The 23,461-nt window shown below is 72.3% G+C and carries 27 protein-coding genes; 18 read left to right on the plus strand and 9 right to left on the minus strand.

What is annotated here, in order from left to right; translation table 11 throughout:
• The first annotated feature begins 48 nt into the window (after positions 1-48).
• Both BMY07_RS15285 and BMY07_RS15290 read left to right on the plus strand, forming a co-directional pair.
• The gene (locus BMY07_RS15285; RefSeq protein WP_245782400.1) at positions 49-1,032 is read left to right on the plus strand and encodes a DHH family phosphoesterase; all 984 of its coding nucleotides are present in this window, start codon (positions 49-51) and stop codon (positions 1,030-1,032) included.
• 199 nt (positions 1,033-1,231) lie between these two features.
• On the plus strand, positions 1,232-2,620 hold the full coding sequence (locus BMY07_RS15290) for an ABC transporter substrate-binding protein (protein ID WP_092779126.1): 1,389 nt from the start codon (positions 1,232-1,234) through the stop codon (positions 2,618-2,620).
• Here the strand turns inward: BMY07_RS15290 and BMY07_RS15295 are convergent.
• Positions 2,568-3,110 carry a hypothetical protein gene (locus BMY07_RS15295; RefSeq protein ID WP_092778720.1) on the minus strand — a complete coding sequence of 181 codons (543 nt, stop codon included), beginning with the start codon at positions 3,108-3,110 and terminating at the stop codon, positions 2,568-2,570. The two genes, BMY07_RS15290 and BMY07_RS15295, sit on opposite strands and share 53 nt — an antisense overlap.
• Positions 3,111-3,141: 31 nt before the next feature.
• Positions 3,142-3,585: a hypothetical protein gene (locus tag BMY07_RS15300; RefSeq protein WP_218150670.1), complete on the minus strand. Its 444-nt coding sequence runs from the start codon at positions 3,583-3,585 to the stop codon at positions 3,142-3,144.
• A gap of 253 nt (positions 3,586-3,838) precedes the next feature.
• Between BMY07_RS15300 and BMY07_RS15305 the strand changes: the two genes are divergently transcribed.
• Positions 3,839-5,140 (plus strand): MATE family efflux transporter, encoded by a 1,302-nt coding sequence (locus BMY07_RS15305; protein WP_092779128.1) that lies wholly within the window; start codon positions 3,839-3,841, stop codon positions 5,138-5,140.
• Here BMY07_RS15305 and truB read toward each other — a convergent pair.
• Both truB and BMY07_RS15315 read right to left on the minus strand, forming a co-directional pair.
• The gene (gene truB, locus BMY07_RS15310; protein ID WP_092778723.1) at positions 5,137-6,036 is read right to left on the minus strand and encodes a tRNA pseudouridine(55) synthase TruB; all 900 of its coding nucleotides are present in this window, start codon (positions 6,034-6,036) and stop codon (positions 5,137-5,139) included. The genes BMY07_RS15305 and truB overlap by 4 nt on opposite strands.
• A gap of 2 nt (positions 6,037-6,038) precedes the next feature.
• Positions 6,039-7,364, minus strand: a complete 1,326-nt coding sequence (locus tag BMY07_RS15315) for an MFS transporter (protein ID WP_092778724.1) — start codon at positions 7,362-7,364, stop codon at positions 6,039-6,041.
• A gap of 203 nt (positions 7,365-7,567) precedes the next feature.
• On the opposite strand from BMY07_RS15315, the gene BMY07_RS15320 reads away from it, so the two are divergent.
• The 13 genes from BMY07_RS15320 to BMY07_RS15375 all read left to right on the plus strand — a co-directional run bounded on the left by BMY07_RS15320 (position 7,568) and on the right by BMY07_RS15375 (position 17,742).
• Positions 7,568-8,503: a bifunctional riboflavin kinase/FAD synthetase gene (locus tag BMY07_RS15320; RefSeq protein WP_092778725.1), complete on the plus strand. Its 936-nt coding sequence runs from the start codon at positions 7,568-7,570 to the stop codon at positions 8,501-8,503.
• A 121-nt stretch (positions 8,504-8,624) separates the two neighbouring features.
• On the plus strand, positions 8,625-9,095 hold the full coding sequence (locus BMY07_RS15325; protein WP_092778726.1) for a transcriptional regulator: 471 nt from the start codon (positions 8,625-8,627) through the stop codon (positions 9,093-9,095).
• Positions 9,092-9,634 carry a 2'-5' RNA ligase family protein gene (locus tag BMY07_RS15330; RefSeq protein ID WP_092778727.1) on the plus strand — a complete coding sequence of 181 codons (543 nt, stop codon included), beginning with the start codon at positions 9,092-9,094 and terminating at the stop codon, positions 9,632-9,634. Before BMY07_RS15325 ends, BMY07_RS15330 begins: the two co-directional genes overlap by 4 nt.
• Before the next feature lie 84 nt (positions 9,635-9,718).
• A complete protein-coding gene (gene rpsO, locus BMY07_RS15335; RefSeq protein WP_092778728.1) occupies positions 9,719-9,988 on the plus strand; it encodes a 30S ribosomal protein S15 in 270 nt (89 codons plus the stop codon).
• A 272-nt stretch (positions 9,989-10,260) separates the two neighbouring features.
• Entirely contained in the window at positions 10,261-12,513 is a 2,253-nt protein-coding gene (locus BMY07_RS15340) for a polyribonucleotide nucleotidyltransferase (RefSeq protein ID WP_092778729.1), read from the plus strand.
• A complete protein-coding gene (locus BMY07_RS15345; RefSeq protein WP_092778730.1) occupies positions 12,510-13,913 on the plus strand; it encodes a M16 family metallopeptidase in 1,404 nt (467 codons plus the stop codon). Before BMY07_RS15340 ends, BMY07_RS15345 begins: the two co-directional genes overlap by 4 nt.
• Complete coding sequence (dapB, locus tag BMY07_RS15350; RefSeq protein ID WP_092778731.1) at positions 13,910-14,680, plus strand: 4-hydroxy-tetrahydrodipicolinate reductase; 771 nt, start codon at positions 13,910-13,912, stop codon at positions 14,678-14,680. The genes BMY07_RS15345 and dapB overlap by 4 nt, the downstream gene beginning before the upstream one ends.
• Positions 14,680-15,132, plus strand: a complete 453-nt coding sequence (locus BMY07_RS15355; protein ID WP_092778732.1) for a tetratricopeptide repeat protein — start codon at positions 14,680-14,682, stop codon at positions 15,130-15,132. The genes dapB and BMY07_RS15355 overlap by 1 nt, the downstream gene beginning before the upstream one ends.
• A 59-nt stretch (positions 15,133-15,191) precedes the next feature.
• Positions 15,192-15,848, plus strand: a complete 657-nt coding sequence (locus BMY07_RS15360; RefSeq protein WP_092778733.1) for an alpha/beta fold hydrolase — start codon at positions 15,192-15,194, stop codon at positions 15,846-15,848.
• Positions 15,845-16,756 (plus strand): RNA polymerase subunit sigma-70, encoded by a 912-nt coding sequence (locus tag BMY07_RS15365; protein WP_092778735.1) that lies wholly within the window; start codon positions 15,845-15,847, stop codon positions 16,754-16,756. Before BMY07_RS15360 ends, BMY07_RS15365 begins: the two co-directional genes overlap by 4 nt.
• A 16-nt stretch (positions 16,757-16,772) precedes the next feature.
• The gene (locus tag BMY07_RS15370) at positions 16,773-17,246 is read left to right on the plus strand and encodes a GyrI-like domain-containing protein (RefSeq protein ID WP_092778737.1); all 474 of its coding nucleotides are present in this window, start codon (positions 16,773-16,775) and stop codon (positions 17,244-17,246) included.
• Between the two features lie 52 nt (positions 17,247-17,298).
• Entirely contained in the window at positions 17,299-17,436 is a 138-nt protein-coding gene (locus BMY07_RS34340) for a hypothetical protein (protein WP_177215592.1), read from the plus strand.
• Between the two features lie 93 nt (positions 17,437-17,529).
• Complete coding sequence (locus BMY07_RS15375; protein WP_092778739.1) at positions 17,530-17,742, plus strand: DUF2277 domain-containing protein; 213 nt, start codon at positions 17,530-17,532, stop codon at positions 17,740-17,742.
• A gap of 11 nt (positions 17,743-17,753) precedes the next feature.
• Here the strand turns inward: BMY07_RS15375 and BMY07_RS15380 are convergent, their stop codons facing one another.
• From BMY07_RS15380 to BMY07_RS15390, 3 genes are all read right to left on the minus strand, one after another.
• Complete coding sequence (locus BMY07_RS15380) at positions 17,754-18,272, minus strand: YqaA family protein (RefSeq protein ID WP_092778740.1); 519 nt, start codon at positions 18,270-18,272, stop codon at positions 17,754-17,756.
• A 220-nt stretch (positions 18,273-18,492) separates the two neighbouring features.
• A complete protein-coding gene (locus BMY07_RS15385) occupies positions 18,493-18,873 on the minus strand; it encodes a hypothetical protein (protein WP_092778741.1) in 381 nt (126 codons plus the stop codon).
• Positions 18,874-18,983: 110 nt separating this feature from the next.
• On the minus strand, positions 18,984-19,541 hold the full coding sequence (locus BMY07_RS15390) for a GNAT family N-acetyltransferase (RefSeq protein WP_092779130.1): 558 nt from the start codon (positions 19,539-19,541) through the stop codon (positions 18,984-18,986).
• An 85-nt stretch (positions 19,542-19,626) separates the two neighbouring features.
• On the opposite strand from BMY07_RS15390, the gene BMY07_RS15395 reads away from it, so the two are divergent.
• Positions 19,627-20,880 carry a winged helix-turn-helix domain-containing protein gene (locus BMY07_RS15395; RefSeq protein WP_092778742.1) on the plus strand — a complete coding sequence of 418 codons (1,254 nt, stop codon included), beginning with the start codon at positions 19,627-19,629 and terminating at the stop codon, positions 20,878-20,880.
• Positions 20,881-21,025: 145 nt separating this feature from the next.
• A complete protein-coding gene (locus BMY07_RS34345) occupies positions 21,026-21,178 on the plus strand; it encodes a hypothetical protein (protein ID WP_177215593.1) in 153 nt (50 codons plus the stop codon).
• 550 nt (positions 21,179-21,728) lie between these two features.
• On the opposite strand, the gene BMY07_RS15400 is transcribed toward BMY07_RS34345, so the two are convergent.
• Both BMY07_RS15400 and BMY07_RS15405 read right to left on the minus strand, forming a co-directional pair.
• Positions 21,729-22,610, minus strand: a complete 882-nt coding sequence (locus BMY07_RS15400) for a DUF4097 family beta strand repeat-containing protein (RefSeq protein ID WP_092778743.1) — start codon at positions 22,608-22,610, stop codon at positions 21,729-21,731.
• Positions 22,607-23,107: a toxin-antitoxin system HicB family antitoxin gene (locus BMY07_RS15405; RefSeq protein ID WP_092778744.1), complete on the minus strand. Its 501-nt coding sequence runs from the start codon at positions 23,105-23,107 to the stop codon at positions 22,607-22,609. Before BMY07_RS15405 ends, BMY07_RS15400 begins: the two co-directional genes overlap by 4 nt.
• Between the last annotated feature and the right edge of the window lie 354 nt (positions 23,108-23,461).

Consider the following 23,461-nt stretch of genomic DNA (forward strand, 5'->3'; position numbering starts at 1 on the left):
CGGGGGCCCGACTGGACAGCGTGCCCCGACGCGGGAACCCTGGGTGTGGTGGGAACCGATCTTGCCGCCGACCTGGCCGCCGCCGCCGACCTGCTCCGCACCGCGACCGAGGTGACGCTGCTCGCGCACGTCAGCCCGGACGCCGACGCCCTGGGCAGCGCGCTCGCGCTCGGCATGGGGCTGCGCTCGCGCGGGGTCGCGGTGCGGGTGTCGTTCGGGTTCCCCGCCGACGTGCCGCGGTCGCTGCGCTCGCTCGACCCCGGGGACATGGTCGTGCCCGCCGCCGAGGTGCCCGCCGCGCCGCCGCTGCTGGTCGCGCTGGACTGCGCCAGTGAGCAGCGGCTCGGCACCCTGATCGACCGGGTGCCCGCCACGATCGCCGCCGGTGGCCGGGTCCTGGTGGTGGACCACCACGTCGCCAACACCCGGTTCGGCACCGACCACGTGGTCGACGAGTCCGCGCCCGCCACGGTGGTGCTGGTCCTGGCCCTGCTCGACGAGCTGGGGGTCGAGCTGACGCCGCGGATCGCGCGGTGCCTGTACGCGGGCCTGATCACCGACACCGGGTCGTTCCGCCGGGCCACCCCGGACACGCACGCGCTGGCGGGCAGGCTGCTGGCGGCCGGGGTCGACCCGACCGAGGTGGCCAGGGAGCTGATGGACTCCCGCCCGTTCGCCTGGCTGCGGCTGGTGTCCAGCGCCCTGTCCCGCGCGCAGCTGGTGCCCGACGCCGTCGGCGGCCGCGGCCTGGTGGTCACCGTGGTGTCGCTGACCGACCTGGAGGGCATGGAGCCCGAGGACGCCGACAGCGTGGTCGACCTGATCCGCACCGCCGAGGAGGCCGAGGTCGCCGCGGTGGCCAAGGAGCTCACCCCGGGCCGCTGGTCGGTGTCGCTGCGCGCGGTGGGGGACACGGACGTGCGCGCGGTGGCCGCCTCGCTCGGTGGTGGAGGTCACCGGCTGGCCGCCGGGTTCCCCGCCGCCGGGTCGGCCGAGGACGTGCTCGTGCTCATCAAGGCCGCCTTCGCCTAGTCCACTTCGGACCCCACCGGTTTCGGGACCACTCGGTGATCGCGCGCGGACCGGCTGTGATTGCCGGGAAAAACCGCGCGCGACTTCCCGACGTTTTCGGTCGGCCATGTGATGGCCTGATGGTATAAACCATTTGTTACCGGGCGTGTGGGTCGGGACGGGCGCCGCCGGTGTTGTGCGACTCGATCAGGTGGTGCTCATGCGGTCGACCAAACTGCTCGCGCTCGCGTCCGCGCTCGCGCTCGCCGGGTGCGGCTCGGGGGGCGGTGCCGACCCGGGGGCCGGTGCCCCGCAGGGCGCGGACGCGTTCCTCGGCGCGGGCTGCCCGGACGCGGGTGTCCGGCCCAACGGGGACAAGGAGTTCACCTACTGGTCGATGTGGAACGCCGACGAGCCGCAGGGCCGGGTGCTGAGCAAGGCCATCCGGTGCTTCACCGACAAGACCGGCGTCAAGGTCAACGTGCTGTGGCTCGGCCGCGACCTGCTGACCCGCAACGTCGCGCCCGCGCTGAACACCGGCACCGTGCCCGACCTGTTCGACCAGGACGTCAGCCAGGTCATGGCCGCCGTCGTCGCGTCCGGCGGCACGCAGCCGGTGGAGGACGTGCTCGACTACCGGGTGGGGGAGGGCGACCTGAAGGTGCGCGACGTGCTCCCGGTCGCCTCCTACGACTTCCCGCAGAACAAGGGCCCGGACGGCAAGATCTTCGAGATCCCGTACGTGGTGTTCGGGTCCGCTTGGTGGTATGACCGCACCATCGCCGGGCTGGTGACCGCGCCGAAGACGACCGACGAGCTGTTCCAGTTGTTCGACAACGCCAAGTCCTCCGGTGTCGCTGCGATCGCCCAGGACGGGGACCGGAGCACGAGCAACGCGGCGCTGTTCACCCAGGCCGCGTTGCGCTACCTCGGCGCGGGCGGACTGGTGAAGGCCGCCGAGGACAAGACCGGGGACGTGTGGCGCAACGACGTCGGCCTCTACCAGGCCGCCGAGTTCGTCGAGAAGATCGCCAAGGGCCGGTACCTGATCCCCGGCTGGGACTCGGCGAAGTACCCGACCCTGCAACACCGCTGGGCCACCGGTGAGGCGGCGTACCTCTCCCTGCCCGGCTGGCTGCCCGGCGAGACCAAGGACTACCTGGCGCGCAAGGGCGGCGACCACTCGGTGAGCCTCGCCTCGTTCCCGTTCCCGCAACCACCCGCCGCCTCGCACACCGTCGCCGAACGGGTCCCGGTCGGCTTCGCCGTCACCGCCAAGGCCAAGAACCCGGGCGCGGCCAAGGCGTTCATCGCCTACGTCCTGAACAAGGACATCCTCTCCGGCGTCCCCGCGGTCGCCGACAACCTGACGCCCCGCGCCGACCTGGCCGTCCCGGAGTCCCAGAAGGACATCAAGGCACAGCTGACCGACCCGGGCGTGGAACAGGCCCTGTACCTCGACGGCGTGAACGCGGTGGCGGGCGGCCGGTGGGTGGAGACGGTGCTCTACCCGCTGACCGACAACTTGCTGCGCGGCAACATCTCCGCCTCCGACTTCATCGACGCGGTGGCGGACAAGCAGGCCCGGTTCTGGAAGAGCGCGAAGTAGCCAGGTTGGCGAAGAACAGCACCAGGTACACCACCGTCATGCCTGCCTGGTAGGCGATGGAGGCCCTGTTGTTGTCGAAGGCCGACCACAACGGGCTCGGTCCCCACCGGACGAGCGCGAACAAGAAGAGCCCGTGCCACACGGCGAACAACGCGACCAGCACCGTGAGGAAGCCGTACCAGGGTTCGGACTCGACCAACGACTTCCAGAGGAGCGCCACGGCGAGCAGGTTGACCACCAGGGCCAGGGCGGCCAGGCAGGCCAGGAACATGAGGTCGAGCTTGCTGTGCCGCGATCCCGGGGTGAACACACCGAAGGACGCCGCGATCTGCACCCCCACGCAGACGATCGCGAGCACGCTCAGCAGCGGTCTTGATCGCCCGTTACGCGCCACGGGTTGGTCCGGCGGCGGTTCCGGTGCGGGAGCGAACACCGCCGCCCCCAGCGGGTAGACCGGTTCGACCTCGCCCTGATCCTCGTCGTCCCCCATACCTGCACCGTATCCACGCGAACTCACGGCGTCACTGTGACCTGACAGTCCCCATCCCCGCATCGGCCCGCTTCCGGTCACCCGCGATCAACAGGACGCTCGCGGCGGCCATCGCGGTCTGGTAGGCCACTGCCGCCACGAGGTTTCCGGTCTCGGAGAACCAGAGTGTCACCGAGAAGGCGAAGCTCCTGCTCGCTCCCTCCAGGAGCGCGATGACACCGGACGCGTGCCACACGCCGAAGAGCACGAACCACCAGACCGTGAAGCCGTGCCACGGGACCGCGGCCCACAGCGAGTGCCGCACCATCAACCCCGCGATCAACGCGACCGGCAGCGCGCCGAACACGAGCACGGCGTACCCCGCGTACACCACCGGTCCCGCCTCGGCCGGTATCCCGCCGAAAACCCCGAGCACCGAGGCCGCCTGGACCCCGATGTAGGCCAACCCGCCCCAGTCCGGCCACCTTGTCGGCATCGCGCCCCCAGCAGTCCGCTCGGTACCCAGGCTAGTCGTGTCGATCACCGCGCGCACCGGCCGATAATCATGCTGCCTGACGAAACGGAATTCACCTTCGGTCAATTGCGACCTGTGTGGACAGGCGTTCCTTCCCCCTGAGTCCGCACCCCTGTTATCGGGGTCACGGGCGGGCGGTGGGCGATTCCGCTGCGTATTGTCTGGTGGGTGGACCGGGTTGCCGCCGGTGTTCTCCGGTCACTAGGGGGTGCAGGTGGGAAGAATCGGCTCGGCTTCCTTGCGGCAGATCCTCGGCTTGGCCGTTCCCGCGCTCCCGGTGCTCGCCGCCGAGCCGCTCTACCTGTTGGTGGACACGGCGGTCGTGGGGCACCTGGGTGGGCTCGAGTTGGGGGCACTCGGCATCGGCGCCGTGGTGTTGGCGCAGTTGTCGACGCAGTTGACGTTCCTGTCCTACGGCACCACCGCGCGGGCGGCCAGGTTGCACGGCGCGGGCAGGAGCGGGGAGGCGGTCGCCGAGGGGGTGCAGGCGACGTGGTTGGCGATCGGGTTGGGACTGGTCCTCGTCGGCGTCGGGCAGGTGGTGGCCGGGCCGGTGGCGCGGGCGCTGGCCGGGTCCGGGGCGGTGGCGGACGCGGCCGAGGGGTGGCTGCGGATCGCGGTGCTCGGCGTGCCGATGGTGCTGATCACCCTGGCGGGCAACGGGTGGATGCGCGGCGTGCAGGACACCCGGCGGCCGCTGGGGTACGTGCTGGCGGGCAACGGGGTGTCGCTGGTGCTGTGCCCGACCTTCGTGCACGCCCTGGACTGGGGCCTGGCCGGGTCGGCGATCGCCAACGTCATCGGGCAGTCCATCGCCGCGGTGCTGTTCCTCGGGGCGTTGCGCGGCAACGTGCGCGCGCCGCAGCCGAGGGTGATGTGGGCGCAACTGGTGCTGGGCCGCGACTTCGTCCTGCGCAGCCTCGCCATGCAGGCGTGCTTCCTGTCCGCGGCCGCGGTCGCCGCCAGGACGTCGGTCGGGGCCGTTGGCGCGCACCAGGTCGTGCTGCAACTGTGGACGTTCCTGGCGCTGGTCCTCGACTCCCTCGCCATCGCCGCGCAAGCGCTTGTCGGCGCGGCGCTCGGGGCGGGGCAGGCCAAACGCGCGCGTGAGCTCAGCGGCCAGTTCGCCCGCTACGGCCTCGTGTTCGGCATCGCGCTGGGCGTCGTCTTCGCGGGACTGTCCCATGTGCTCCCGCGCGCGTTCACCATGGACCCGGCCGTCCTGAGCGAGATCCCGCACGCCTGGTGGTTCTTCGTGGCCATGCAACCCCTGGCGGGCGTGGTCTTCGCGCTCGACGGCGTCCTGTTCGGCGCGGGCGACATCGCCTACCTCCGCACCGCCACCCTGGCCAGCGCGCTGATCGGCTTCCTCCCGCTGATCTGGCTCTCGCTGGCCCTGGACTGGGGCCTGGCGGGCATCTGGACCGGTCTCACCCTGTTCATCCTCCTGCGCCTCATCACCCTGCTGGCCCGCCTCCGCTCCGGCCGCTGGGCGGTGACCGGGGCGACGCGCTAGCTCACGTTGAGCGCGACCAGGGCCCGGGCTGTGTTGCCCTCGTCCACGCCCAATGCCACGGCTGTGCCTGCCGGGTCGAAAATGCCGTACGTCCCCGTGATCCCCGCCGCGGGAATGCGTTTCCCGTGGGACAGGGCGATCGCTTCCACCCGGTCCAGATCGCGTCGCGGGAACGCGGTGTTCACCGCCGCGGCCATGTCCAAGGACAGGCCGGGTGATTCCTCCAGGGCCTCCAACGTCCGCGCCACCCGCAAATCGAACGGCCCCACCGTCGTCCGGCGCAACGCCCCCAAGTGGCCGCCGACCCCGAGGGACGCGCCCAGGTCGCGGGCCAGCGCGCGCACGTAGGTCCCGGAAGAACAGTCCACCATGACGTCCAGCTCCACCCCCGTGGCCGTCCGCGTGGTGGCCAGCAGGTCGAACCGGAACACCGTCACCGGTCGCGCGGCCAGCTGAACCTCCTCACCGGCCCGCACCCGCGCGTACGCCCGCTTCCCGTCCACCTTCACCGCGCTCACCGAACTCGGGACCTGCTGGATCGGCCCGGTCAGCACCGCGATCCCCGCCGCGATCGCCTCGTCGGTGACGCCGGTCGGGTCCGCGGTCGACACGACCTCGCCCGCGGCGTCGTCGGTGGTGGTGGCGGCGCCGAGCCGGATCGAGGCCAGGTAGGTCTTGCGGTCGAGGGCGAGGTGTCCGAGGAGTTTCGTCGCGCGCTCCACACCGAGGACCAGGACGCCGGTGGCCATCGGGTCGAGGGTGCCCGCGTGGCCGACCTTGCGGGTGCCGATGATGCGGCGGACCCGGGCCACCACGTCGTGGGAGGTCATGCCGGGGGCCTTGTCGACGACGATCAGGCCGGGGGGGACTGCTGCACGCTGAGACACGAGCGGCAATCTTAAGAGGCCGCCGCTTCCTGCTCCGCCGGGATGTCCCACGGCCTGCGCCGGATGCGCACCGGGACCTCGTCGCCCCTGGTCTCGGCGGCGAACACCGCGGCCCGCGCGCGCCGCCACCACACCAGCGTGCGCCACGAGCCGAGCAGCAGCACGACCGCCACGGCCAGGAACGCGAACCGGAACGTCGAGGGTCCCGCCGAGGCGGTGTCGCCGCCGATCAGCAGGCCGATGCCCAGCGCCGTCACCGTGGTGGCGGTGAAGCCGCCCACGTTCACCACGCCGGTGGCCGTGCCGACCCTGTGGATCGGGTTGTAGTCCCTGGCCAGCGCGAACGCGACCCCCGAGAGCGGACCGCCGACCGCGAGGACCGCGAACGCCACCGCCGCGACCGGCCTCGGCACCACCCCGCCCGGCCAGCCGAGCAGCACCGCCCACACCACCATCGCCGCCAGCAGGAACCCGGCCACCATCGGCACCCGGCTCTCCGGCCACCGCCCCATCACCTGCCCGATCACCGGCCCGGTGACCATCGCCACGATCACCAGCAGGCTCAGCACCGACCCAGCGGCGGCGGGCGACAGGCCCTGCGCCTGCACCAGGTACGGGAAGCCCCACAGCAGCCCGAGCACGCCGGGGCTGAACATCGTCGAGAAGTGCACCCAGAACCCCAGCCGCGTCCCCGGCACCCGCCAGGCCGCGCGGACCTGCCCCACCACGTCCCGCAGCGACGCCGCCTCCCGCGGCACCTGCTCGCCGTCCGGGGTGTCGCGGACCCGGAACAGCACCACCAGCGAGTACGCCGCCGTGGCCGCCCCCGCGATCGCGAAGGTCGACGACCAGCCCGCGTTCGACAGCAGGAAGGTCAACGGGACGGTCGCCAACAGGTTGCCCACCTGCCCGAGCGCGGCTGTCACCGACGACAGCACGGCGTACTTGCGCGGGGGGTAGTGCGCGGCGACCACACGCAGCACGCTCACGAACGTCATCGCATCGCCCAGACCGAGCACGGCGCGCGCGACGAGCGCGAGTGGGTAAGAGGCGGCGACCGCGAACAGGACCTGGCCCAGTCCCATGCACAACGCGGCGGCGGTGAGCACGCGGCGCGGACCGAACCGGTCGACGAGCAACCCGGTCGGCACCTGCATCGCGGCGTAGACCCCGATCTGCAGCACCGTGAACGTACCCAGCTCCGCGGCCGTGATGCCGAACCGGTCGGCGGCCTGCAGCCCGGCGACCCCGAGCGAGGTGCGGTTGAACACCGCGAGCAGGTAGACCGCGACGGCGGCGGCCCAGACCGCGAGTGCCCTGCGCCCGGTGGCTGGCAACGGCCCGCTCCTCTCGTCCACCCGGACCCATCGGGGGAGGTGCTGCGATTATTAGCCTAGCTAAGCGTGTGACCGCGCACACCCGCCGAACCGGGGAGTTCGGTCACACCCGAACCGGGCAGGTCACCACCGGCCCACCCGCCCACCCGCCTGCCCCACCCGGTGCCCGACCGCCGACACCCGCACCCACTAGGCTCGGGGCCGTGCAGCGTTGGCGCGGTCTGGCGGACCTACCCGGGGGCTGGGGTCGCTGTGTGGCGACCATCGGCGTGTTCGACGGAGTCCACCGGGGACACCAGGAGTTGATCTCCCGGGCGGTCGCCCTCGCCGCCGAGCGCGACCTGCCCAGCGTGGTCCTCACCTTCGACCCGCACCCCTCCGAGGTCGTCCGCCCCGGCAGCCACCCGGCCCAGCTGACCACCCTGCACCGCAAGGCGGAGCTGGTGGAGGACCTGGGCGTCGACGCGTTCTGCGTGCTGCCGTTCACCTCCGAGCTGTCCAAGGTGGCCCCGGACGAGTTCGTGCACGAGATCCTGGTCGAGCGCCTGCACGCCGCCGCGGTGGTGGTCGGCGAGAACTTCACCTTCGGCAACCGCGCCGCGGGCAACGTCGCGCTGCTGACCACCCTCGGCCAGCGCTTCGGCTTCACCACCGAGGGCGCCGAACTGGTGACCGCGGGGGAGCTGGCCTTCTCCTCGACCTACATCCGCTCCTGCATCGACGCGGGCGACGTGCGCGCCGCCGCCACCGCGCTGGGACGCCCGCACCGCCTGGAGGGCATCGTGGTGCGCGGCGACGGCCGCGGCCACGAACTCGGCTTCCCGACCGCCAACCTGTCCACGCCCCGCTTCGCCGCCGTCCCGGCCGACGGTGTCTACGCGGGACGGTTCACCCTGCTCAACGGGCACAACCGCCCCCCGCTGACCACCGCGGTCTCGGTGGGCACCAACCCGACCTTCTCCGGCCGCGAACGCCGGGTCGAGGCCTTCGTCCTCGACGTCGACGAGGACTTCTACGGCCAACGGGTCGCGGTCGACTTCGTCGAGCGGTTGCGCCCGATGGAGCGCTTCGCGGGCACCGAGGCGCTGGTCGAGCAGATGCACCGCGATGTCGCGCGCACCCGGGACCTGCTGACCTGATCGCCTCGCATCGTCCGCCGCGGACTCCTCACCCTGGTGGTTCTCCCACGAAACGAACGAGTGGGCCGGCAAGATACACCCGGTCAGGGGGACCGGACCGGCACTAGGGGAGAGGCGGCGGGTGGAGGATCACAAGATCGTCCAACGCAACATCGCGTTGCAGCGCGAGTGGTACGGGGAGCCGCTCGGTGACCGGGTGCGCAGGCTGGTGGTGGCCTTCGACGTCTCCCAGGCCAACCTCGCCGACGTGCTCGGCATCAGCGCGCCCATGCTCAGCCAGGTGATGAGCGGCCGCCGGGCCAAGATCGGCAACCCCGCGGTGCTGGCCAGGCTGATCATGCTCGAGCGCAAGATCCTCACCCCCGAGGTCGCCTCCGGCCGCCGGGAGGCGCTGCAGCGCGCCCTCGACGACGTTCGCGCCTCCAAACCGGCCGTGACCAGGGACAACCTGCCCGTCGACGTCGGCCGCAGCGCCATCCTCGCGCTGCGCAGGCTCGCCTCCGCCGAGGACCTCACCGAGGCGGCCGGGCTGCTCGACGACCGCTTCCCCGACCTGGCCGACCTGCTGCGCCGCGCCGGAAAGCGCACGTGAGGCCGCCGCAGGCCCCCCGCCCCAGGCTGTTCTCCGCGTTCCCCCTGCCCGACCCGGTCGCCGACCACCTGGCCGCGCACCTACCGCCCACGCCGCCCGGCCTGCGTGCCACACCGCGCGAGCTGTGGCACGTCACCGTCGGCTACTACGGCGCTGACGACCCCGACCGCCGCCTGGCCAGGCTGACCGACCGGGTGCGCGGGCTGCCCGCCCCGAGGCTGCGGATGAGCGGCTCCGGAACCTTCGCCGCGGTGTGCCTGCTGAAAGTCGCTACCCCCGATCCGGTGGACTTGCGTAGGCTTGCCGAGGCGGCCGACTTCACCGAGGGCGGCCACCCCGACTACACCCCGCACGTGACCGTCGCGCGCTGGTCGACCCCGACCAACCGAGGCGCCGAGATGGCCGCTGAGCTGCGGGAGTACCAGGGCCCGGAGTGGGTGCCCGAGGAGTTGGTGCTCTACGCCAGCGACCGGGGCTCCTACACTCCGCTCGCCCGTGTGCCCCTGCTCGCCAGGAGCGCCCCAGGGGCAGGGTGCTAACCTTGGCGTTTGGGTACGGCTGCGGTCCGTGGCGGCTGTTACCGACTCTCCCACACGGCACAGGCACCACCGAGGAGTTGACGAGTGGCTCTGTCCACCGAGCAGAAGAAGACGATCCTCACCGAGTACGGCGTGCACGACTCGGACACCGGATCGCCCGAGGCCCAGATCGCGCTGCTGACCAAGCGCATCAAGGACCTCACCGAGCACCTCAAGCAGCACAAGCACGACCACCACTCGCGGCGCGGACTGCTGCTGCTGGTCGGTCGCCGCAGGCGGCTGCTGAACTACCTGACCAAGGTGGACATCGAGCGCTACCGGTCGCTGATCCAGCGGCTCGGCCTGCGCCGATAGCTCGAACCCCGGGGGGAGTGGCCACCAGGTCGCTCCCCCCGGGTATGTAAACCCAGACCGACACCACCCCGCGCGTGCCACCACGGCACACCACGCGGGCGAACCAACAGGGCAGCACGCCGCGCGCCACGGGACCAGTTCGCCGGTCCTCGGTAGTGGTCTCCGCCGAGCCATGAGGGCTCCGGGGACTTCGATCGAAGACCGGCCTCGTCATGAACCGTGACCCCGTGCTCGGGTAGCGCGCCGGCCCGACGACGAGGAGTTATCCCTACATGACCGACATCGCTGTGCACGAGACCACGGCCGTTATCGACAACGGCTCCTACGGCACGCGCACCGTCCGCTTCGAGACCGGCCGGTTGGCCCGCCAGGCCGCGGGCAGCGTCGTGGCCTACCTCGACGAGGAGACCATGCTGCTGTCGGCGACGACCGCCTCCAAGCAGCCGAAGGACCAGTTCGACTTCTTCCCGCTCACGGTGGACGTCGAGGAGCGCATGTACGCCGTGGGCCGCATCCCCGGAGCGTTCTTCCGCCGCGAGGGCCGCCCGTCCACCGACGCGATCCTCACCTGCAGGCTCATCGACCGGCCGCTGCGCCCGTCCTTCGTGGACGGTCTGCGCAACGAGATCCAGGTCGTCATCACCGTGCAGAGCCTCAACCCGCAGGACCTCTACGACGTGGTGGCCATCAACGCCGCCTCCGCCTCCACCCAGCTGGCCGGGCTGCCGTTCTCCGGCCCGATCGGCGGCGTGCGGGTCGCGCTCATCGGTGAGCAGTGGGTCGCCTTCCCGACCCACGACCAGCTCAAGACCGCCGTGTTCGACATGGTCGTCGCCGGCCGCGTCGTCGGCAGCGACGTCGCGATCATGATGGTCGAGGCCGAGGCCACCGAGAACGTCACCGACCTGATCGCCGACGGCGCGCAGGTGCCGACCGAGGAGGTCGTCGCCGCCGGTCTCGAGGCCGCCAAGCCGTTCATCCGGGTGCTGTGCGACGCGCAGGCCCAGCTGGCCGCGGTCGCCGCCAAGGCCACCCGCCCGTACCCGACGTTCCCGGCCTACCAGCCCGACGCCTTCACCGCGGTCGAGGCCGCCGTGAGCGACGAGCTCGCCGCCGCGCTGACCATCGGCGACAAGCAGGAGCGCGAGACTCGCATCGACGAGGTCAAGGCCCTGGTGCTGGAGAAGGTCGGCGCGGTCGAGGGCGGCGCCTTCGACGGCCGCGAGAAGGAGATCGGCGCCGCGTTCCGGTCGCTGAACAAGAAGCTGGTCCGCCAGCGGATCCTGCGCGACAAGATCCGCATCGACGGCCGCGGCCTCACCGACATCCGCGGCCTGTCCGCCGAGGTCGCGCTGATCCCGCGGGCGCACGGCTCCGCGCTGTTCGAGCGCGGCGAGACCCAGATCCTGGGTGTCACCACGCTCAACATGCTCCGCCTCGAGCAGCAGATCGACTCGCTGTCACCCGAGACGCACAAGCGCTACATGCACCACTACAACTTCCCGCCGTTCTCCACCGGTGAGACCGGCCGCGTCGGCTCGCCCAAGCGGCGCGAGATCGGCCACGGCGCGCTCGCCGAGCGGGCCCTGGCGCCGGTGCTGCCCAAGCGCGACGAGTTCCCCTACGCCATCCGCCAGGTGTCGGAGGCGTTGAGCTCCAACGGTTCCACCTCGATGGGCTCGGTCTGCGCGTCCACCATGTCGCTGCTCAACGCCGGTGTGCCGCTCAAGGCGCCGGTGTCGGGCATCGCGATGGGCCTGGTGTCCGATGAGGTCGACGGCGAGACCCGCTACGTCGCGTTGACCGACATCCTCGGTGCCGAGGACGCCTTCGGCGACATGGACTTCAAGGTCGCGGGCACCAAGGACTTCGTGACCGCGCTGCAGCTCGACACCAAGCTCGACGGCATCCCGTCCGAGGTGCTGGCCCAGGCGCTGAGCCAGGCCCGCGACGCGCGCTACACGATCCTGGAGGTCATGGCCGAGGCCATCGACGGCCCGGACGAGATGAGCCCGTACTCGCCGCGGGTGACCTCGGTGAAGATCCCGGTCGACAAGATCGGCGAGGTGATCGGGCCGAAGGGCAAGATGATCAACTCGATCACCGAGCAGACCGGCGCCGACATCTCCATCGAGGACGACGGCACGATCTACGTCGGTGCCGCGGACGGCCCGTCCGCCGAGGCCGCTATCGGTCTGATCAACGCCATCGCCAACCCGCAGCTGCCCAAGGTCGGCGAGCGGTTCCTGGGCACGGTCGTCAAGACCGCCGCCTTCGGCGCGTTCGTCTCGCTGCTGCCGGGCAAGGACGGCCTGGTGCACATCTCCAAGCTGGGCAACGGCAAGCGGGTCAACAAGGTCGAGGACGTGGTCAACGTCGGCGACAAGCTCCGCGTGGAGATCGCCGACATCGACCAGCGCGGCAAGATCAGCCTGGTCCTGGTCAACGAGGAGGACACCGCCGACGCCGCCCCGAACGGCGAGTCCGGTGTCCCCGCCGAGGCTGAGGCGGCTCCCGCCCAGTGAGTTCCAGTTCCCCGGTGACGGCCGCGGGCGCCAACGGCGCCCGCGGCCGTTCCGCAACCCGTGTCCACGGCCACCTGCAGAAGCCCGGCAGCACCGTCCTGCTCGAGCGCGACGGCGACACCGAGGTCCGGCGCACGCTGCTCCCGGGCGGGCTGCGCGTCATCACCGAACGCGTGCCGGGTGTGCGCTCCGCGTCGGTCGGCATCTGGGTCCAGGTCGGCTCGCGCGACGAGCCGAACTCGGTCGCGGGTGCCGCGCACTACCTGGAACACCTGCTGTTCAAGGGAACCGCGCGCCGCTCCGCCGCGCAGATCGCCGAGGAGATCGACGCCGTCGGCGGCGAGCTCAACGCGTTCACCGCGAAGGAGCACACCTGCTACTACGCGCACGTGCTCGACGAGGACCTGCCGCTGGCCATCGACCTGGTGTCCGACGTGGTCTTCGACGCGGTGTGCGCCGAGGACGACGTGGAGACCGAGCGCGGGGTGGTGCTCGAGGAGATCGCCATGCGCGACGACGACCCCGAGGACCTGCTGCACGACGCGTTCTGCACCGCGCTGATGGCCGACCACCCGCTCGGCCGCCCGGTGCTGGGCACCGAGCAGTCGATCACCGCGATGAGCCGGACCGCGCTCAACGGGTTCTACCGCCGCCGCTACACGATGCCGCGGATGGTGCTCGCGGTCGCGGGCAACGTGAACCACAAGTCCGTGCTCACCCTGGTGCGCAAGGCGTTGCGCGACCGGATGGTCGGCGACAAGCTCCCGGTCGCGCCGCGCACCGGCCGGGCCCGCCTCTCGTCCGCGCCGCGCCTGGTGCTGCACACCGACGACACCGAGCAGGCGCACATGATGCTCGGCGTGCGCGCGCTCGACCGGCACGACGAGCGCCGGTTCACCCTGAGCGTGCTCAACGCCGCGCTCGGCGGCGGCATGAGCTCCCGGCTGTTCCAAGAGGTCCGGGAGAAGCGCGGGCTGGCCTACCAGGTGTACTCGTCGGTCGCGGCGTACGCCGACACCGGTCACCTGTCCATCTACACCGGGTGCCAGCCCGACCGGCTCGGCGAGGTCGCGGGCGTGGTCCGCGAGGTGCTCGGCGAGGTAGCCAGGGACGGTCTGACCGACGTGGAAGTGGCGCGCGCCAAGGGTAACCTGCGCGGCGGGCTCGTGCTCGGCCTGGAGGACACCAGCTCCCGGATGTCGCGCATCGGCAAGGGCGAGCTCGCCTACGGCGACTACCTGACCGTCGAGCAGACCCTCGACCGCTACGCCGCGGTCACCGCCGACGAGGTGGCCGCGCTCGCCCGCGAGCTGCTGACCAGGCCGCTGGCCGCCGCGGTCGTCGGCCCCTACGACCACACCGACGACGTCCCGGTCCAACTGCACGAGGTGAGCAAGTGACGAACTGCGCCGTACCCGACGAGCTGATCCGGGTCGCCGTGCTCGGCGCGCAGGGCCGGATGGGCGCCGAGGCCTGCGCCGCGGTCGAGGGTGCCGCCGACCTGGCGCTGGTCGCCCAGGTCGACTCCGGTGACTGGGCCGACGAGGTCGCCGCGTCCGGCGCCCAGGTCGTGGTCGACTTCACCCACCCCGACGTGGTCATGGACAACCTGCGGTACTGCGTCGACAACGGCCTGCACGCGGTCGTCGGCACCTCCGGGTTCGACACCGCCCGGCTCGACACGCTGCGGGAGTGGCTGGCCGACAAGCCGGGGCTCGGCGTGCTCATCGCGCCCAACTTCGCCCTCGGCGCGGTGCTGTCGATGCGGTTCGCCCAGCTGGCCGCCCGCTACTACGACACCGTCGAGATCATCGAGCTGCACCACAACCGCAAGGCCGACGCCCCGTCCGGCACCGCGGCGCACACCGCGCGGCTGGTGGGCCAGGCCCGCGCCGAGGCCGGGCTCGGTCCGGTCCCGGACGCCACGACGTCCGAAGTGGACGGTGCGCGGGGAGCGTCGGTGGACGGGGTCCGGGTGCACTCGGTCCGGTTGGGCGGTCTGGTGGCGCACCAGGAAGTCCTGTTCGGCGGCGAGGGCGAGACGCTGACCATCCGGCACGACTCGTTGGACCGCAAGTCCTTCATGCCCGGCGTCCTGCACGGCGTCCGCGCGATCGTGGGCCGCCCCGGGCTCACCGTCGGCCTGGAAAACCTGCTGGACCTGTGATGTCCGCCCGCTCGGTGTCGTGGCTGCTGGCCGCCGTGCTGGTCGTCTACTTCGTCCTGCTCGGCGGCCGCGCGGTGGCCCTGTTCCGCGAGGGCTCCGCGGTCGCCATCGGCCTCGGCGTCGGCGTGGTGCTGCTGCCCCTGGTCGGCGCCTGGGTCGTCTGGTCCACCCTGCGCTTCGGCGTCCGCACCCAGGCCCTCGGCCGCCGCCTGGCCGCCGAGGAAGGCCTTCCCGACACCTCCGGCCTACCGCTCATGCCCTCCGGCCGGGTCGACCGCGCCGCGGCGGACGAGTTCTTCGAGCAGTTCCGCGCGGAAACCGAGGCAGCTCCGGAGGACTGGCGCTCCTGGTACCGCCTCGCCGTCGCCTACGACGTCGCCGGTGACCGCGGCCGAGCCCGCGACTCCATGCGCAAGGCACTGGAGCTGTCGGGTTCGGAGTCCGATCACTGAGAGGTCGCACCGGCCCCGGGTCGACCGTTTTGTCGGTCTGGCGGGTTAGCCTGGCGCGCATGTCGACCTACGTCCTGCTGCCCGGTGCCGCGTCCGACCACCGGCACTGGCGGTTGGTCGTGCCCGGGCTGCGCGCGCACGGGCACGACGTGATCACGCCCGACCTGCCCTGCGAGGACGACTCGGCGGGGTTCGAGGAGTACGCCGACGTGGTCGTCGCGGCGGTGCGCGGGTACGGCGACCTCGTGGTGGTGGCGCAGTCGATGGCCGGGTTCACCGCGCCGATCGTGGCGACGCGGGTGCCGGTGGCGCGGATCGTGCTGGTCAACGCCATGGTGCCGGTCGCGGGGGAGAGCGGCGGGCAGTGGTGGGAGACCTCGGGGCTGCGGCCGGTGCGGCGGGCGAAGGAACTGCGGGCGGGCCGGGACCCGGACCGCGAGTTCGACCCGGTGGAGATCTTCCTGCACGACGTCCCCGAGGAGCTGCGGGAAGAGCCGCTGGGGCAGTCCGACACGCCGTTCGCGAAGCCGTGGCCGTTGCAGCGCTGGCCGGACGTGCCGACCACGGCGGTGGCCAGCACCGGTGACCGGCTGTTCCCGGTCGAGTTCCAGCGGGAGCTGTTGCGGGAGCGGCTGGGCATCACGCCGGTGGAGATCGCCGGTGGCCACCTGCCCGCGCTGGCCAACCCGGACGGGCTGGTGCGAACGCTGCTGTGAACCCGGACGAGCTCGAGCGGCACCGGGTCGAGCTGACCGGGTACTGCTACCGGATGCTCGGGTCCGGCTTCGAGGCCGAGGACGCCGTGCAAGAGGTGTTCGGCCGCGCCTGGACCGCGACCTTCGACGCGCGCCGGGGGTCGCTGCGGACCTGGCTGTACGCCATCGCCACGAACACCTGCCTGGACATGCGCCGCGGCCCCCAGCGCCGGGCCGTGCCCGCCGGGTCGCCCGCCGCGCCGGGGACGCCGCTGGGTGAGCCGCTGCCCGAGTCGGCGTGGGTGCAGCCGGTGCCCGACCACAAGGTTCTCGACCCCGCCGACGCCACCATCGCCCGGCACACCGTCCGGCTGGCCCTCGTCGCCGCGTTGCAGCACCTGCCGCCGCGACAGCGGGCCGTGCTGATCCTGCGCGACGTGCTCTGCTGGCGGGCCGCGGAGGTCGCCGAGCTGCTGGACACCTCCGTCGCGGCGGTCAACAGCGCCCTGCAGCGGGCCAGGGCCGTGTTCCCCGCGCCTGTCGAGCCCGCCGAGGTCGACCGGGACCTGCTGGACCGCTACTGCGCCGCGTTCACCGCGTACGACGTCCCCGGGTTGGTGGCGCTGCTGCACGAGGACGCGACCATGACCATGCCGCCGTTCACCTGGTGGTTGCGCGGTCGAGCCGATCTTGCGGCTGTCCTGACCCACGCCGGGGCGCCGTGCAAGGGGTCGACACTGCGGCCGATCAACGCCAACGGCGGACCGGCGCTGGCCCAGTACGCGCCGGACGGGCCGGCGTTCGCGATCCTGTTCGTGGAGACCGAGGGCGGCCTGGTGCGCTCGACGCAGACGCACCTCGACCCGCGGCTGTTCCCGCTGTTCGACCTTCCGATGAGTTCCGGGTCCCCACTCCGTATACCCGGGTGACGAGAGAGGACTCCCCATGCAACCGACCATCGAGACCCGCGCCGAGCAGCCGTACGTGTCGATCCGCACCCAGGCCACGCTGGCCGAGTGGGGCCGGGTCAACGCGCTCATCGGCGAGGTCTACGGCTGGATCACCGAACGTGACATCGCCCCGGCGGGCGCGCTGTTCTACCGGTACCACTCGGTCACCGACGACGTGCTCGACGTCGAGGTCGGCGTGCCGCTGGCGGCGGCCGTCGCCGGGGACGACACGGTGGTGGCGGGAAGCAAACCCGCTGGTCAGTACGCCGTGCTGCTGCACAGGGGGCACCCGGACCGGATCCGCGAGACCTTCGCCGCGCTCGACGAGTGGTCCGCCGCGACCGGCGTCGGGTTCGACGTCACCGACGGTGTCTGGGCGGGCCGTTTCGAGAGCTACCTGAGCGACCCCGCCGAGGTCCCCGACCCGGCCGACTGGCGGACCGAGGTGGCATACCGCGTACGGGACTGACGGCGTGGCACTACCATGTCCCCCGGTCATCACCGATCGGAGAACACGGATCGTGAGCACATTCGAAGTCGAGGACTCCACCGGGGTCTGCCAGTGCCCCACCTACTCGGCCATCCCCGGCCGCCGAGAACTCCACGACGTCGGCGCCCCCGGCTGCGCCTATGAGACCGAGGAAGCCGAGCAGGACTGAGCACCGGCGGGGACCCGAGGGTCCCCGCCGGTCCCGTTCCGGGGGTCCGGTGTGGACCGGGTGGCTGTCGGTGCCGCGGGGCATGATGGGGGCATGTGTCGAAGCATCAAGACCCTCCGGGCGCCGTTCGTCGACGAGGTCGGGGATGACGACGTGCGGGCGGCCGCGCTGCAGTACGTGCGCAAGATCTCCGGGTTCCGGGCGCCCGCGCCGCACAACGTGGAGGCGTTCGAGGCAGCCGTCGAGGCGGTGACGGCGGCTACCCAGGAGTTGTTGGACCGGTTGGTGGTCCGGGGTGGCAAGTAGTCACCGAGCGGCTACAGGAACCAGCCCGCGAAGAGCGCGGGTGAGGCGGCTAACGCGCTGAAGCGGATGAACCGGCCCAGCAAGCCGACGCCGATGAACGCGGTGAGGCGCATGCGCACCAGACCGGCCAGGACGACCATGGCCATGAACGGCGGCATGCCGAAGACGGAGCTGACGCTGTAGGTGCCGTACATCCAGCCCGGGTGCCGTTCGCAGCGCTCGCGGATCTGGGCGACCCAGTCGCGCAGGCGCTTGGTGCGCACCTCCCAGCGCACGCGGCGGGCGGTGAGCGGGTGCTCCCGGTCGTGGTGGCGGTGCAGGAACGCCGGTAAGCGGATCCACCCGCGCGCGGCGAAGTAGAACAGCAGCTTGCCCAGGACCTGCGCCACGGCCACCACCGCGCCCAGCGCCAGCCAGTGCACCTGCGGCTCCTGCGCGGCCAACCCCAGCACGAACAGCTCGACGCTGACCAGGGGCACCAGCGCGGAACTGAACGCCACCCCGAACGTCACGCACAGCCACCCCAGCACCGGCCACCCCCTCTCATCATCAACAAACCCGTTCGACGGTACCCGAGAACCGACCCCTGGCGGCCGAAGTTGTCCACAGCACCCCTGGCCCGCACCTGTCCCGCTACCAGCCAGGACGCGCCCGCCCACCGCCCGGTTCCCGATCACGGCACCTGGGCGGGCGTTCTGACCCGGCGCGATGCGGCCGGACCGTTCCGGGTTTCTCGGTTTCGCGCCGGGATCAGGGGGTCGCGGGTTTGCGGCGGGTGGTCCTGCGCCCCGCCAAGGCACCCAGGGACAGGGCCGCGGTGGCGAGGAGCGCGATCAGCAGGCCGCGGTTGGGCGGCGGGGCGAGGACCTCGGCGCGGGCGGCGGAGGCCTCGGCGGAGTTGTAGAGGTGCTTGGCCCTGGCGAGGGTGAGCATCCTGGCGTGGCGGTCGGGGATGGTCTCGGTGACCACGCGCTCCAGCAGGTGCCAGGGGACGATGCGGGCGCCGCGGTGGTACTCGACCCACAGGGTCTTGGCGCCGCCGAAGCGGTCGGCCAGGTCGCGGGTGGTGGCGGGCGCGGTGGTGGTGTGCAGGAACGTGGCCAGTTCGGTGATCTCGGGCGTGCGCGTCATCGGTCCCCCGGTGCTCCTCCCGCGGACACGGGTGGTCCGCTGCCTCGCCCGCCTGCCAGGGGTCGCCTCGACGGGCCGGGCCGTCGAGGGCCAGTATCGCAAGGCCGCCGCTAGAGCAGGTCCAGGGTGAGCGGCCCGGTCATCCGCACCTCGCGCAGCGGCTGGCCACCCGCGTCCAGAGTCCGCACCACCCCGTCCGGCGCCCACCCGGCCCGGCGGAAGAACCCCACCAGCGACTTGTTGCGCTCCGGAACCCAGCAGATACCCCTGGTCGACCCGGTGGCGGCAGCAGCGGCCCCGGCGGCGGCCAGCAGCCGACCCGCGTGCCCGCGCCGTCCCCACCTCGGCTCGACCAGCAACGTCCCGACCAGGGCGACCGTCTGCGCGTCCGGCACCGGCACGTCGTTGGCCGCGGCGGACTCCGACTCCGGCGCCGGTCCCGTCACGCAGAACCCGACCACCCACGGGCCCTCGGTGGCCACGTGCACCACCGCCGGACCCTGCTCGATCACCCGGGCCAGCGGCTCGCCCGCCGCCGCGGTGTCCAACCCGGCCAGCACGTCCGGCGGCAGCAGGTCGGCGAAACCGGTCTGCCACGTGCTCACCTGGATGCGGGCGAGCTCGGCGACGTCGTCAGGGACCGCGGTGCGCACGGCGGCTTCGGCCATGCGCAGAACGTAGTGGATGCCCGCGCGCCGCGGATTGTCGGTGGTGGGTGAGAACATCGGGCGTCCGTCCGACCAGGAGTCGTCCATGCGCTCTGTCCACGAGGCCCGAGTCCACCAGACCCGAGTCCACTTGACCGCGGCCGCGGCCCGCCGCACCGCGCTCGCCGCCCAGGGGTTCGCCGACGCCCGCCCCACCACCGCGCCGACCCGCCAGCACCTGCGCCGCGCCCTGAGCCGGGTCCAGCTGCTGCAGCTCGACTCGGTGAACGTGGCCGTGCGCGCGCACTACATGCCGTTGTTCTCCCGCCTCGGCCCGTACCCGATGTCCCTGGTCGACGACGCGGCGTGGACGAACACCGCCCGCCGCCCGCGGTTGCTGGTCGAGTACTGGGCGCACGAGGCGAGCCTGGTCCCGGTCGAGGACTGGCCGCTGTTCCGCTGGCGCATGCGGCGCTACGAGTCCCGCTACGCCCGCCACATCGCGCGCATCGCCGCCGCGTCCCCCGGCCTGCTCGACGACGTCCTCGCCACCATCCGCGAGCAGGGCCCGATGGCCGCGGGCACCCTGGAGGCCACCCTCGGCGGCGCGGTCCCGAAGTCCAAGGGCGGCTGGTGGAACCGCTCCGACATCAAGCACATCTGCGAGTCGCTGTTCGCCACCGGGCAGCTCACAACCGGGACCCGCCAAGGCTTCCAGCGCCTCTACGAACTCCCCGAGCGCGCCATCCCCGCCGCCGTCCTGGCCACCGAGATCCCCGACGACGAGGCCGCCCGCGTCCTCACCCTCCGCGCCGCCACCGCCCACGGCGTCGCGACCGAGAAGGACCTCCGCGACTACTACCGGCTCGAACCCGCCCGGTCGCAGCAAGCGGTGGCGGAACTGGTGTCCGAGGGCTTACTCGAACCGGTCGCGGTGGAGGGCTGGCGCCACCCCGCGTACCGGCATGTCGACGCCCGCACGCCGCGACGTGTTGTGGGGCGCGCGTTGCTGTGCCCGTTCGACCCGCTGATCTGGGAACGCGACCGGGCCGAGCGGCTGTTCGGGTTCCGCTACCGCATCGAGATCTACGTGCCGGAGCCGCAGCGGGTGTACGGGTACTACGTGTTCCCGTTCCTGCTGGACGGTGAACTGGTGGCGCGAGTGGACCTCAAGGCGGACCGGCTCGCGGGCGTACTCCGGGTGCAGGGGGCGTTCCTGGAGGAGGGGCGCGAACCCTCACGGGTCGTCAGCGAGTTGGCGGGGGAGTTGACCGTGATGGCCGAGTGGTTGGGGCTGTCCGGGGTGTGGGTGGGGGAGCGCGGTGACCTCGCGGGCGCGCTGCGGCGGGCCGTGCGCTGAGTTCCGCGCGTCCACGGGGTGGGACTCCGCGCGCGCGGACCGGTTATCCAGTGGCGAATTCGGCGAATCGGACGCACCCTTGCCTATGGGCCACCGGCCGCCGAGCGGCGCCGCGCCCACACCGACGACGCGCGGAGGTCGAGCCATGGCGGAGCAGGCCACAGTGGACAGAGCGGTCGAGCTGCGGCTCCCCCGCCCCCGCAGCGAGACCATCGGCGGCCGCGCCCCCACCTGGCCCACCACCACCCCCCTGGACGACGAAGACTACGAACCCACCATCATCCGCGGCCGCGACTAGCCCCCACCCGACCGCGACCAGCCGCTGGCCCCGGTCGCGACTGGCGCCTGCCCGGCAACCGCGGGCCTCGGCGGCGGATGGCCTTGCCCGCCCCGGACTTTCACCCGGTCCAGCGACAGAAGTTATCCACATCTGGATCTTGTTACCCGCTGTTCCAAGATCCACTGTCGGGGGGTGCCGATAGACTGGCACTGGGACGCCCCCCGGTGTGGGTGGGGGCTGGGCAGGGTCGGGACCGCGCGCGCGAGGCGGCGGTTTCGGGGGCCGGCGGGGGTGCGACGCCCTCTGCGTTGGACGTGTGTCAGGCGTCGATGTCGCTGCCAGCAAGGGTGCGGTGCTGGAGCGTGCGCGAGCGGCTGGGGAGGCTGCGCCATAAGCGAAAGGCCGCTCTTTGGGTTCCGGGAGCGGCTGGGTGCCAGTGCGTGGGGGCAGCGTGAGGTGGCGGGCTCGGCCAGCGGCTGCGGCGCGACTAGCTCTGCTGGGACCGCGCGAGGCTGTCCCAGCAGCGAAAGGCCGCTCCCGGGCCGAGGGGTCCGGGAGCGGCTGTGGGTCAGCGCGAGGCGGCGGTGACGTGGGCTGAGCCGACGCCGGTGCGGCCTCGGATGCGCAGGGGTGGGGTGTTTTCCGGGGCGGTGCCCGACAGCGGTAGGTCGCTGCGGGCGTCCCCGGCGCCGGAGGAGACGTCGATCTCGGCGGGGCTGCCCTCGCGGATGCCGACGCGGAGGGCGCCGGAGCCGGTGGTCAGTTCGAGGGTGCCGCTGGTGGCGTCGGCGATGGTGATGTCGCCGGTGCCGCTGCGGACCGTCACGTCCGAGCTGACCGCGCCCAGCCAGACGTCCCCGCCTGCCGTGATCACGGTGGTAGGCCCACCGACCGCGGTCAGCTCTACCTCGCCGCGGCCAGTCCGGGCCTGGACTCCCGCGGGCGCGGGACCGACCTTGACCGAGCCCGTGCCGCTGGTCGCCTGCACCGCGCCCGTCGCCTCGGCGATGTCGATGCTGCCCGTGCCGGTGGTGACGTCGACCTTGGCGGCCACGCCCGCGACCCGCACCGACCCCGCGCCGCTGCGGGCCGACACGACCGACCCGGCCCGGGCCCGCACGACCACCGCGATCGGGATGGCCCGCAGCTGCGGGTCCTTCGGCGAGCGCACGACCAGCCTGCCGCCGACCACCTCGACCCTGGTCCGGCGCACCGCCTCGGCCGCGGCGTCCTGCGGCTGCTTGGCCTCGCCGAACTGGGTGCTGAACCACGACACCAGGTTCGTGATGCCGTCCGCCCACGCGTTGGCGTCCTCCGGCGCGTGCCTGACCTCGACGTCGACGCCCTCCTCGTCGGTCAGCCGCACGTCGATCCGGCCGGACCCGGTGGCCACCGTGATCTCCACCGGGTCGGTGCCGGTGTCGAACTGCTCCATCCGCACGTCGCTCATCCCGCGTACCACCCCTGCACTCGGGAGGCGCCCTTGTCCGGCTCCCCCTGCTGGTCACTGTGCTTGCGGTGCCCGCTCAGGGCGCCCTGCAACGCCTGCTGCACGTAGGTGTTGAGCGACACCCCCTGCGACGACGCCGCGCGCTCCGCCTTCGCCTTGAGCTCGTCGAACAGCCGCAGCGTCATCCGGCTCATGTCGCCGCCGAACTCGGACTTCCCGGCCCCCGGCTGCGGTGGCGGCTCGGCCTGCCCGCTCGTCGTCTTGGTCACCACGACCCGCACGTCCCGCCCGTCCAACCGCACCTCGACCACGTGGTCGGGCAGGTGCGCGGTCACCTCGGCGGCCAGGTCGGCCAACGCGTTCATGATCGCCAACCGCGCCGACGGCTCCAGCGCCGCCGCCAACACGGCCGCCGCCCGCCTGGTCGACTCGTCCCCCGCCGACGCCGTCGTGGTCAGGTCGTCGCGCAGGGTGGAGAGGTAGCTGCTCAGATCCATGACACCACCATGACGTCAAATTCGACATCAGTCAACGCGGACCGTGGTGTCAGTTGATGTCACCTCGGGCGGCGCTACGATCCGTGCACGTCCTCGCACCCAGACGTGATGCCCGAGATGACTCTGTGGCAGGTCCTGGCCACCGCCGCGGTCGGCCTGCTCGCCGCCGCGCGGCTGCGGGTGGTGCTCGACGGCAAGCTCGGCAGGCGCACACCGGAACGCGTCCTGCGCCTCGCCGGCTGCCCACCTCGGACAGGCCCCCCGGGCAGGGCGGGCCCGCATCGCCTGCCGAGGGGGGAGCGACGCCCGAGGGCTCGGGTCGCATGGCCCGCCACTACCCGCGAGTGCTCGGTG

The organism is Actinokineospora terrae, from assembly GCF_900111175.1.
In the GTDB taxonomy this organism is placed as follows: Bacteria; Actinomycetota; Actinomycetes; order Mycobacteriales; family Pseudonocardiaceae; genus Actinokineospora; species Actinokineospora terrae.

Bases quoted from the DNA above. Each gene is read 5' to 3' on its own strand.
- BMY07_RS15290 (WP_092779126.1), top strand. From the start codon at position 1,232: ATGCGGTCGACCAAACTGCTCGCGCTCGCGTCCGCGCTCGCGCTCGCC.
- BMY07_RS15295 (WP_092778720.1), bottom strand. From the start codon at position 3,110: ATGGGGGACGACGAGGATCAGGGCGAGGTCGAACCGGTCTACCCGCTG.
- BMY07_RS15300 (WP_218150670.1), bottom strand. From the start codon at position 3,585: ATGCCGACAAGGTGGCCGGACTGGGGCGGGTTGGCCTACATCGGGGTC.
- BMY07_RS15340 (WP_092778729.1), top strand. From the start codon at position 10,261: ATGACCGACATCGCTGTGCACGAGACCACGGCCGTTATCGACAACGGC.
- BMY07_RS15355 (WP_092778732.1), top strand. From the start codon at position 14,680: ATGTCCGCCCGCTCGGTGTCGTGGCTGCTGGCCGCCGTGCTGGTCGTC.
- BMY07_RS15360 (WP_092778733.1), top strand. From the start codon at position 15,192: ATGTCGACCTACGTCCTGCTGCCCGGTGCCGCGTCCGACCACCGGCAC.
- BMY07_RS15370 (WP_092778737.1), top strand. From the start codon at position 16,773: ATGCAACCGACCATCGAGACCCGCGCCGAGCAGCCGTACGTGTCGATC.
- BMY07_RS15375 (WP_092778739.1), top strand. From the start codon at position 17,530: ATGTGTCGAAGCATCAAGACCCTCCGGGCGCCGTTCGTCGACGAGGTC.
- BMY07_RS15385 (WP_092778741.1), bottom strand. From the start codon at position 18,873: ATGACGCGCACGCCCGAGATCACCGAACTGGCCACGTTCCTGCACACC.
- BMY07_RS15390 (WP_092779130.1), bottom strand. From the start codon at position 19,541: ATGGCCGAAGCCGCCGTGCGCACCGCGGTCCCTGACGACGTCGCCGAG.
- BMY07_RS15395 (WP_092778742.1), top strand. From the start codon at position 19,627: ATGCGCTCTGTCCACGAGGCCCGAGTCCACCAGACCCGAGTCCACTTG.
- BMY07_RS34345 (WP_177215593.1), top strand. From the start codon at position 21,026: ATGGCGGAGCAGGCCACAGTGGACAGAGCGGTCGAGCTGCGGCTCCCC.
- BMY07_RS15400 (WP_092778743.1), bottom strand. From the start codon at position 22,610: ATGAGCGACGTGCGGATGGAGCAGTTCGACACCGGCACCGACCCGGTG.
- BMY07_RS15405 (WP_092778744.1), bottom strand. From the start codon at position 23,107: ATGGATCTGAGCAGCTACCTCTCCACCCTGCGCGACGACCTGACCACG.